The organism is Frankia sp. CcCS3 (assembly GCF_977927575.1).
Map to the genome: position 1 here is coordinate 3,326 of NZ_CDWRCL010000102.1, position 10,107 is coordinate 13,432.

Below are 10,107 nucleotides of genomic sequence, written 5' to 3' on the forward strand. Positions count from 1 at the left end.
GATCATTAGATATCGAGCAAGGGCGATGAGTGGCCACATGGCGGTTTATGCAGGAAATTACCGAGTGTTATTACACTGATACAGTCATCTAAGAACCCTCGAAATAGTGGGCCGCTTTGCCTGGCGTGATCGGCGGATGACCGTCAATATCACCGGTATGGCCGCAGCATCCAGCAGCTCCCAGCCACGACTCCACATTAAGCCGGGTACCACCTGGTCCGAGGCGTTCGCCACCTGCCGCCAGATTGCCCCCGAGGCGTTCGACGAGGACCGCCTCCGTAATCTCTGGGGCGGGCACTGGCATCGAACTGGAAACCCACTGCACAGCCTGTCCCCCGTCGACGGCACACCGATCGCCGGGCCCCCGATGATCGAGCTGGACGAGGCCCGGGAGGCGATCCGGGCCGCTCTCAACGACCACAAGCACTGGCGCGACGTGGCGCTGCCCGAGCGCAAGGCCCGGGTACGCGCCGCCGTCGACGCCATGGACGCCCACCGCGACCTGCTGGCTCTCCTGCTCGTCTGGGAGATCGGCAAGCCCTGGCGGCTGGCGCGCACCGACGTCGACCGTGCCCTCGACGGGGTGCGCTGGTACATCGACGAGATCGACGGCATGATCGCCGGGCGCACCCCGCTACCCGGTCCGGTGAGCAACATCGCCAGCTGGAACTACCCGATGAGCGTGCTCATGCATGCCGTGCTCGTCCAGATCCTCGCCGGCAACGGCACCATCGCCAAGACCCCGACCGACGGCGGCGCCGCCTGCCTGACGCTGGCGAGCGCGCTGGCCCGCCGGGAGGGTCTGCCGGTCTCGCTGGTCTCCGGATCGGGTTCCCGGCTGAGCTCGGCGCTGGTCCGCGCCCCCGAGATCGGCTGCCTGGCCTTCGTGGGCGGCCGGTCGGCGGGTGGCCAGGTCGCCGCCGCCCTGGTCGACACCGGTAAGCGCCACTTCCTCGAGCAGGAGGGCCTCAACGCCTGGGGCATCTGGGACTTCTCCCAGTGGGACGTGCTCGCCGCCCATCTGAAGAAGGGCTTCGAGTACGGCAAGCAGCGCTGCACCGCCTACCCCCGCTACGTCGTCCAGCGCCAACTGTTCGACAGGTTCCTCCAGATGTACCTGCCGGTGGTCTCCGGCGTCCGGTTCGGCCACCCCCTCGCTGTCGCCGACGACGCCGACCCGCTGCCCGAGCTGGACTACGGCCCGGTCATCACCGCGGACAAGGCGACCGAGCTGGCCGCGAAGATCGACGAGACGATCACGAAGGGCGGCGTGCCGATCTACCGCGGAGACCTCGCGGACGGCCGGTTCATCCCCGGGCAGGACACCTCCGCCTACGTGCCGCCGGTGGCGGTCCTGAGCCCGCCGGCGTCGTCTGCGCTGCACCACGCGGAGCCGTTCGGCCCGGTCGACACCATCGTCGTCGTCGACTCGGAGGCCGAACTGCTGGCGGCGATGAACGCCTCCAACGGCGCGCTGGTCGCCTCACTGGCCTGCGACGACGAGTCCCATGCCCGCCGGCTCGCCGGGGAACTGCAGGCGTTCAAGGTCGGAGTCAACAAGCCGCGCTCCCGCGGCGACCGGGACGAGCCGTTCGGTGGCCGCGGCGCCTCCTGGAAGGGGGCCTTCGTCGGCGGTGTCCATCTGGCCAGAGCCGTCACCGTGGGCGCGGACGCCGACGAGCGGCTCGTCGGCAACTTCCCGAGCTACTCCCTCTACCCGGCCGTCTGACCTGCCCAGCCGTCTGACCTGCCCGGCCGCTCCTGCCAGAAGGAGGATGCGGCTAGGCCGGCAGGCCGTGCTCGGCGAGTGGTCCGAGGCGCAGGCCGGCGTCGTCGCAGCGCGCGGCGATCCCGGGCAGAGCCCCGAGCGCGCTGCGCCAGGCCTCGGGGGCCGATGTGCAGTCACAGTCGTGCAGCAGCACCGTGGCGCCCCCGCGCAGGTCGGGGGCGAGGGTGTCCAGCACGCTGCCCGGCGTCGCCTCGGCCGTCCAGTCGCGTCCCCACGCCGACCACAGGACGGGGCTGAGGTCGAGGCGGCGGGCCGCGACGAGCAGCCCGGCCGAGAGGATGCCGTGCGGCGGCCGGACGAACCGCGGCGCGCGACCGGTGATCTCGACGACCAGGTCCCGGGTGCGGGCGAGATGGTCGTGCGTGGAGCGGGGACCGCGCAACAGCATCGGGCGATGATCCCAGCCGTGCACGGCCAGCTCGTGCCCGGCGGCGGCCATCTCCCTCGCCAACGTCGGTGCACGTTCCAGCAGACCACCGAGGACGAAGAACGTCGCCCGCACGTCGAGTTCGGCGAGCACGTCGAGGAACTGCGGCGTGGACACGGGATCCGGACCATCGTCGAAGGTGAGCGCGACGTGATCAGGCGCGCCGAGCCCTGCGAGCACCGGCGTCCACCGCAGCCGTAGTCGACGCAATGTGGTGAGCGACGGAATGCCGTAGGTGAACCCGGCCACGCCGCCCAGGGTCAACGCCGCGGCGGCAGTACGGCGGGCCATGGTGGGCCTGCGCGTCGCAACGGACCGCGTCATGGCGAAAACTCTGCCACAGATCCGGTCTCGCCTTCCGACCAGCACCCCCATGCCCGCCGCCACAGGGCAGCCCGCCGCCATGGGTACTGCCATGTCCTACCCACCCCCCACCCTCCGTCTCGGCCACGACCGCCCGCGGTAGCGGGAGCTACTCGGGTCTCTGGATAGAACAGTTATGGGAGGTACGTTCGGTAATGTCCGTTCGTGGGGACGGCACACCCGTCACCAGAACAGCGCCGGGCGGGAAGCACGATGAGGTGGTGGGTAGCCGGGCAGAGTCGGACGTGATCGGGGATCCGGTGATACCGGCCCGGTGCGGCCGGGCAGGAAGGGGCGGACCGTGCGGATCGGACGGCTGGGACCGGTCGGCTGGCTGTTCGTCGTCGCGATCGTCCTGGTCGGGGGCACCCTGGTGGTGAACAGGACCTCCGACGACAGGCCACGGGTGGCGTTGTGGGGCGACTCGCTCGCCTGGGAGGCGGGTAGCGCCTTCGACGAGGCGGCCCGCGCGGACGGCGGGACCGCCGTGCTGGTGCGCACCTGGGGTGGCACGGCGCCCTGCGACTGGCTCATGGACATCCGCGACCAGGCGCGGCGTTGGCGGCCGACCACCGCGGTTCTGGTGTTCTCCGGCAACCAGGTGACGCCCTGCATGCAGGGTCGTGACCTGGTGACGGCCTACCGGGAGGACGTGACGAAGGCCGTCAAGATGCTGACGAATCAGGGCATCGGAGTCGTCCTCGTGGATGCGCCGCCACGGCGTGACCAGACGGTCGACGAGGCCGGGATGACCCTGTTGGACCGCCTGTGGCGCCAGATCGCCGCAGAGCACGAACGTACCCGGGTGGTCCCCGCGGGCCGGGTGCTGACCATGAACGGCCGGTTCACCTCGACGATGCCCTGTGCCGCGGGCGAGACCTGCGAGCCCGGGGGGGTCGTCACAGTCCGCAGCCCCGACGGGGTCCACTTCTGCCCGTTGCTCCAGAAGCCGATGACGGCCTGCCCGGTCCCGTCCCCTGGCGCCGTCCGCTTCGGCACCGCGATCGCTCGGGAGACCCTCCAGCCGGCCGAGGGCTGACCGCCAGCCGACCGACCAAGGGCCGACCGGGCGGGATCCACCATCTTCCGGTCTTCCCGGGACTTCCCGGGGCTTCCCGGGACTTCCGGGACTTCCGGGACTTCCGGGACTTCGTGGGACCTCGTCGAGAATCCGCCGGCATGTTCAGGCGACCTTGCGGTGCATCCCGATCCGACGGCCGCTCAGCGAACGACGATGATTACCCAGCTCGTCGTGCCAGGAGAGGAACGTCTGATCGGACGCGCCGACCTGGGAGAGCTTGTAAGCGAGTTCGGCGGCGAGCGCCTCGACCTGGTGCGGCCGGTGGACCCGGACCCACAGACCGTGCTCGTCGAACGCGGCGACCCTGGCGCGGTCCCGCAGGTCGGCGTCCAGCTGGTCGGCGAGTTCACCGGGTGTGGCGATTCCGCTGGGCAGCCGTGGCCAGGCGATCTCCATCGACAGACCGTTCGCCTTCATGATCCCCTCCTCTGATCGCCGCCGGCCCCGGGTGACCGCTCGGCCGATCGGGGCGACGGGCGGGCTTGCTCGTTGCCCCGTGAGGGCATCCCCTCAGGCTTGAGGGCGAACCATGACATTACGGAATGAGGCCGCCCTCGCCGGTCAGCCAGCCGCTTGACGGTCAGCCAGCCGCTCGCCGATCCGCACCGCTGTCCGCGGTCGGGCTGAGATCCGCGGGCGTGACGGACTCCGCGGGCGTGACGGACTCCGCGGTGAAGGCGGCCCACAGGCGGGAGTACGGGCCGCCGGCGTGCACCAGCTCGGCGTGCGGCCCCTGCTCGACCACCCGGCCGTCCGCCATCACGACCACCCGGTCGGCCCGGGCCGCCGTGGTGAGCCGATGGGCGATGACGATCGTGGTCCGCCGGGTGGCCACCGCCTCCGAGGCGGCCGTGACCGCCGCCTCCGTCGCGAGGTCGAGCGCCGCGGTCGCCTCGTCGAACAGCAGGATGTCCGGGTCGGCGAGCTCCGCGCGGGCGAGCGCCAGGAGCTGACGCTGGCCGACGGACAGTCCCCGGCCGCGTTCGCCGACCAGATGATCGTAGCCGTCGGCCAGGCGGGTGATGAACGCGTGGGCGCCGACCGCCCGCGCCGCCGCCACGACCTCGGCGTCGGAGGCATCCGGCCGAGCGTAGGCGATGGCGTCCCGGACCGTCCCGGAGAACAGGAACGGCTCCTGCGGAACGACACCGAGCCGTCGCCGGTAGGCGGGCAGGTCGAAGTCGCGCACGTCGACGCCGTCCACCCGCACCGCACCCTCGGTCACGTCGTAGAACCGGGCGATCAGCTTCACCACCGTGGACTTGCCCGCGCCGGTCTCCCCGACCAGGGCGACTGTCTCCCCCGGGGCGATGCGCAGGCTCACCCCGTTCACGGCGTTTCCCGCCGGCCCGGAGTTCTCCGCCCGCGCGGCGGTGCTTCCCGTGTAGGCGAACCGGACGCCGGCCAGGACCACCTCGCCGGCCAGCCGCCCGACCGGTCGCGGGTGCTCGGCCGGCGGCGTCGAGGTCGGAGTCCGCAGCAGCTCGGAAAGCCGGCGCAGACCGACCCGGGCCTGCTGATAACCGTCGAGCACCTGGGACAGTTGCTGCACCGGCGCGAAGAAGAGGTCCACATAGAGCAGGAACGCGAGTAGTGCTCCCGGCGACAGGGATCCGCCGACGGCAAGGTGGGCGCCGATTCCCAGCACGAGAGCACCCGCGACCCGGGAGAGGAACTCGACGAACGGGAAGTAGAGAGCGATCATCCGTTGTGCCCGCAGCCGCGAGCGGCGGTAGCTGTCCGCGAGCTCGCGGAACCTCGCCTGGTTGACCGCTTCCCGGCCGAACGCCTGGGCGATGCGCAGGCCGGTCAGGTTCTCCTGCAGCGATGCGTTGACGGCGCTGACTCGTTCCCGGGACTCGGTGTAGGCGGCGGAGGAGCGACGCCGGAACACCACCGTCGCCACGACCAGGATCGGCAGTACGGCGACGACGACCAGGGCGAGCTCGGCGTCCAGCACGATCAGCGCCACCAGGACGCCGAAGAAGGACAGCAGGCTGACGATGGCGGTGGTCAGGCCGGTCTGCAGGAAGGTCGACAGGGCGTCGACGTCGGTCGTCATCCGGGTCATGATCCGGCCGGCGAGCTCGCGCTCGTAGTAGTCGAGCCCGAGGCGCTGCAGCTGCGCAAAGGTCTTCACCCGCAGGATGTAAAGCAGCCGCTCCCCCATCCGGCCCGTGACACGGGTCTGCCCCACCTGCACCGCCCAGTTGACCAGTACCACCGCCAGCGCGACACCGGCGGTGGCGAACAGGACGTCACGTGCCCCGACACTCACACCGGCGTCGACGGCATGCCGCACCAACGCCGGCAGGGCGAGACCCGCGACGGCGTCGGCCGCCACCAGCAGCAGGCCCAGGACGAGCGGCCAGCGGACCACGGCCAGCAGCCGGTGCAGCGAGAATGCCGGGTCGGGGGCGGCCGCCGCAGCCTGGTCGACCCGCGGCTCGTCGAGCGCCGGGGGCAGGGCGTCGACCCGGGCGAGCAGGTCGGGGGTCGCCGGCATGTCACCGAAGGGGCCCCCGCCGCCGAGCCCCCGGCCGAGACCGCCCCGGGTAGCACCGCCCCGGAGACCACTTCCTTTTCCTTGCCTACTTCCTTGCCTATCCAGAGCCTTTTGTGTCCGATTTATCCCTCTGGATAGGCAAGAAAGGTCGGGGTCGGGGGACGGGGACGGGAGCTGGTCGGGAAGGCCCTCACCGGGGCCGGCGAGCAGATGGCGGAACAGAGGACATCGGGCCGTCAGTTCGGCCTCGGTCCCGACGTCGACGATCCGGCCGGCGTCGAGCACGGCGATCCGGTCGGCGAGGCGCAGGGTGGAGCGCCGGTGCGCGATGAGCAGGGTGGTGCGGCCACGCATGATCGTCCGGAGCGTGTCGTGGATCTCGGCCTCGATCCGGGCGTCCACGGCCGAGGTCGCGTCGTCGAGGAGCAGGACGCGGGGATCGGTGAGTAGCGCGCGGGCGAGCGCGACGCGCTGGCGCTGGCCGCCGGAGAGGGTCAGGCCCTGTTCCCCCACGACGGTGTCATAGCCGTCGGGCAGGCCGCGGATGAAGACGTCCGCCTGCGCCGCCTGCGTGGCCGCGACGATCTGGTCATCCGTGGCACCCGGCCGGCCGTAGGCGATGTTCGCGCGCACCGTGTCGGAGAACAGGAAACTGTCCTCGAAGACGACCCCGATCTGCGCCCGCAGCGACGACAGTGGCACCGTGCGGATGTCCACACCGTCAAGCCGGACCGTCCCGGCCTGGGGATCGTAGAACCGCGACAGCAGCATCGCGACCGTCGACTTGCCCGAACCGGACGTGCCGACGAGGGCGACCGTCTCCCCCGGCTCGATCCGCAGGCTCACGTCCCGCAGCGCGGGGCGGGACGGAACGTAGCCGAACGTGACACCGTCCAGGTCGACCAGCCCGCGGACCCGGCCAAGGCGCACGGCGCCCGGCCGGTCCGTGATCGCCGGCTGCGAATCGATGATCTCGAAGATGCGTATCGTGCTGGCCTTGGCCTGCTGGCCCACGGTGAGCAGGCCGGCGAGGGTCCGCGTCGGCCCGATCAGGGCGCCAAGATAGGTGCTGAACGCGAGGAAGGTGCCGAGGGTGATCCGGTCCGTCAGCGCCAGCCAGCCGCCGAGCGCCAGCACCGCGACCTGGCCGAGCGCGGGAACGGCCTGCATCGCCGCACCGAACCTGCTGGTGATGCGCACCGCACGCATCCGAAGCGCGAACAGCCACCGGGCGTCCACCGCCAGCCGGTCCAGCTCGCGGGCCTCCTGCCCGAACCCCTTCACCACCCGGACGCCGGCGACGGCCTCCTCGACCACTCCGGCGACCTCGCCGGCCTGCTGCTGCGCCGCCCAGGTCGCCGGGAAGACCGTGCGTCGGGCGCCGTAGCCGACGATGAACAGCGCCGGCCCCAGCGCGAGCGCGATGACGGTGAGCAGCGGGGACAGCCAGGCCATCACCACAAGGGACACGACGAAGAGCACCAGGTTGCCGCTCATCATCGGCAGATAGGACAGCAGACCCTGGACCACGGTGACGTCCGAGATCGCCCGGCTCACCACCTGCCCGGTCTGGAGCTGGTCCTGCCGGGCCCCGTCGAGGCGCTCGATGGCGCTGAAGACGGCGTCGCGCAGGTCGTACTGGACATCGAGGGAGAGCCGGCCACCGACGTAGCGTCGGACGAACGCGGCGGCGAAGACGACGACCCCGGCCCCGAGCAGAATGGCGACATAGGGTGCAAGAGAGTGGCGGTGCGTGACGACGACGTTGTCGATGACCTGCCGCTCGACCAACGGGACGGCGGCCGTGACGAGCGTGCCGAGCAGCGCGGCGCCGAAGGCCAGGGCGGCGTTGCGGCGGTACACGAGGATCTCGCGGAGGATCCTGCGCAGCCAGCCGACCGCCGGTTTCTCCGGTCCGGGGCCCCCGGCTTTCTCCGGCCCGGCATCCTCGGCTTTCTCCTCGGTGGCCGTAGGTGAACCGGGAGCCACCGGGGAGCCGGGGGCGGCAGGCCCCTCGGCTGGTTGGGGCCGTGGGCGTGGACTGGGCAACTGCGATCGCTCGACGGGACCCGGACCCGGGTGCGGGCTGGGGTCCGGCCGATCCGGCGGTCCGTGCGAGGGACGGGCCGTGTCAGCGGACGATGCTTCGGAGCTCGCGGTGGGCCTCCAGGTCGTCAGGTCCGATTCGGTACCCGCGTGACGCCGGTCCGGATCGGACGCGAGGGAAGGGACGAGACGCCAAAGCCACCGCGTCCCGGCCTCACCGCGGTGTCCCGGCCTGACCGTACGTCCGGCAGGCCCGCGGCGTCGGCCACGTCATGTCTATCAGCGAAACATTCCTGGAACCCCGCTGATGCCCGTTACGGCTCCGAGCCGAGACCACAGGCAGCCCCGGGACCCGGGCAAGATCCCGGGTAAGACCGGCCCCGGAGGACACGCAGGGACCCGGAGCCGCCGCCACCAGTGATCTCCAAGGTGGCCGCCGCTACCGGGCGCCGTGCCTGCACCCCCGGCCACTCGTCTCCAGTGCCTGGTAGAGTTCTGCATGTCGCCGCGGGGACGCGGAGGCAACGCGCCGCTAGCTCAATTGGCAGAGCAGCGGACTCTTAATCCGCGGGTTCGGGGTTCAAGTCCCTGGCGGCGCACCCGTATCTACCAGGTCGCATGACTCTCGGTAGTCTCTTCCAGAAGGTCTCTGTACCCACTTCTGTACCCCAGCCTCTCTATGCCCTGATGGCAGACGCCCCGGGCGCTGCAAGGTACACAGCCATCCCGGGGCGCCGCCGATTCGCTCGGGTACACGGTCAGCCCGCGAGCTCCTCCCCGCCCTCCTCTTCGTTCGTCTGATCGACATCCTCTTCGTCGTCCGCCTGATCGCCGAAAATCCGGTCGAGCCGGCCGACCGCGTCGCGCTGGGTCTCCGGCATTACGTGGGTGTAGGTGTTCATGGTGAGCTGGATCGTGGAGTGCCCGAGCAGCTCCATCACCGTCCGCGCCGCTACACCCTCGGCAAAGAGCATCGACGCGAAGGCGTGGCGCAGATCATGCAGCCGCAGCCACGGCAACCCGGCCTGACGGCAGGGTCTGCCGGACGTGCAGCGTCGCTCCGTCGATGTCGACGTCCGTCCAGCGCAGGCCGAGGATCTCGCCACGCCGTAGCCCGAGCATCAGTGCGCAGGCGAAGACCGCTTCCAGCCGCTCGCCGCGGAGCACATCGACGAGCCGGCGCGCCTCTTCCGGGCGCAGGGCACGGACCTCGCGATGCGGTGTCGGTGGCGCCTTGACCGCTTTCGCGACGTTGCGCGCCACGAGGTCCAGCCGTTCGGCCTCCGCCAGCGCGTTGCGGATCAGGCTGTGCACGTGGCGGACGCTCCCCGCCGACAGCCCCGACTTCTTCGCCGCCGCGACGAGCCGCCGCACGTCCAACGGGGTCATCTTGTCGAGCTGCACACGGCCGATCATCGGCACGATATGCGTGGTGATCAGCCAACGGTAGGCCCGCAGCGTCGACGCCCGCGTTCCGTCGTCCTCCTTGATGGCGAGCCACTCCGTCAGCCACACCGCGACCGTCCGGCGCTCTGCCGTGACGTTGACGCCGAGTTCGGCCGCATTCCTGACCTTGGTGAGCTTCTCGCGGCATTCCTTCTCCGTCTTGCCGTAGACGGTCTTACGGACGCACTTCCCGTCCGCCCAGCCGAGATCGATGCGACCGACCCACAGGCCGTCGCTCGCCCGCTGAAACAGCGCCCCCTCACCCTGGGAACGCCGCCGCTTCCGCCGGTCCTTCCCGGCCCCCTCCCCCGCGGCCATCAGGCGACATCCAGGGGGTTGCCGTCGGGCCATTCGGGCTCTTCGAAGTTAAGCGGGTTTGAGGCATCTGCGGGCTCGGCGGGTGGTTGCGCAGCGTGTTCGTAGCCGCTGGTTTTCGGGGTGCGGTAGCC

General features: G+C 70.9%; 7 protein-coding genes and 1 tRNA gene. 3 read left to right on the plus strand and 5 right to left on the minus strand.

Going from position 1 to position 10,107, the window contains the following annotated elements; genetic code table 11:
* The first annotated feature begins 157 nt into the window (after window positions 1–157).
* A complete protein-coding gene (locus tag AC08OQ_RS11000; protein ID WP_476600688.1) occupies window positions 158–1,729 on the plus strand; it encodes an aldehyde dehydrogenase family protein in 1,572 nt (523 codons plus the stop codon).
* A gap of 52 nt (window positions 1,730–1,781) precedes the next feature.
* On the opposite strand, the gene AC08OQ_RS11005 is transcribed toward AC08OQ_RS11000, so the two are convergent.
* Window positions 1,782–2,540, minus strand: coding sequence for a polysaccharide deacetylase family protein (locus AC08OQ_RS11005; RefSeq protein WP_476600683.1), 759 nt, complete (start codon window positions 2,538–2,540; stop codon window positions 1,782–1,784).
* 340 nt (window positions 2,541–2,880) lie between these two features.
* Here AC08OQ_RS11005 and AC08OQ_RS11010 point away from each other — a divergent pair, with 340 nt between their 5' ends.
* Window positions 2,881–3,618, plus strand: a complete 738-nt coding sequence (locus tag AC08OQ_RS11010) for a DUF459 domain-containing protein (protein ID WP_476600681.1) — start codon at window positions 2,881–2,883, stop codon at window positions 3,616–3,618.
* A 144-nt stretch (window positions 3,619–3,762) separates the two neighbouring features.
* Here the strand turns inward: AC08OQ_RS11010 and AC08OQ_RS11015 are convergent, their stop codons facing one another.
* Both AC08OQ_RS11015 and AC08OQ_RS11020 read right to left on the minus strand, forming a co-directional pair.
* A complete protein-coding gene (locus tag AC08OQ_RS11015; RefSeq protein WP_476600679.1) occupies window positions 3,763–4,077 on the minus strand; it encodes a hypothetical protein in 315 nt (104 codons plus the stop codon).
* A gap of 163 nt (window positions 4,078–4,240) precedes the next feature.
* Window positions 4,241–8,155 carry an ABC transporter ATP-binding protein gene (locus AC08OQ_RS11020; RefSeq protein WP_476605184.1) on the minus strand — a complete coding sequence of 1,305 codons (3,915 nt, stop codon included), beginning with the start codon at window positions 8,153–8,155 and terminating at the stop codon, window positions 4,241–4,243.
* Between the two features lie 583 nt (window positions 8,156–8,738).
* On the opposite strand from AC08OQ_RS11020, the gene AC08OQ_RS11025 reads away from it, so the two are divergent.
* A tRNA-Lys gene (locus tag AC08OQ_RS11025) sits at window positions 8,739–8,811 on the plus strand.
* 159 nt (window positions 8,812–8,970) lie between these two features.
* On the opposite strand, the gene AC08OQ_RS11030 is transcribed toward AC08OQ_RS11025, so the two are convergent.
* Window positions 8,971–9,231 (minus strand): tyrosine-type recombinase/integrase, encoded by a 261-nt coding sequence (locus AC08OQ_RS11030; RefSeq protein WP_462188400.1) that lies wholly within the window; start codon window positions 9,229–9,231, stop codon window positions 8,971–8,973.
* Entirely contained in the window at window positions 9,209–9,976 is a 768-nt protein-coding gene (locus AC08OQ_RS11035) for a site-specific integrase (RefSeq protein WP_476600674.1), read from the minus strand. Before AC08OQ_RS11035 ends, AC08OQ_RS11030 begins: the two co-directional genes overlap by 23 nt.
* Window positions 9,977–10,107: the final 131 nt, after the last annotated feature.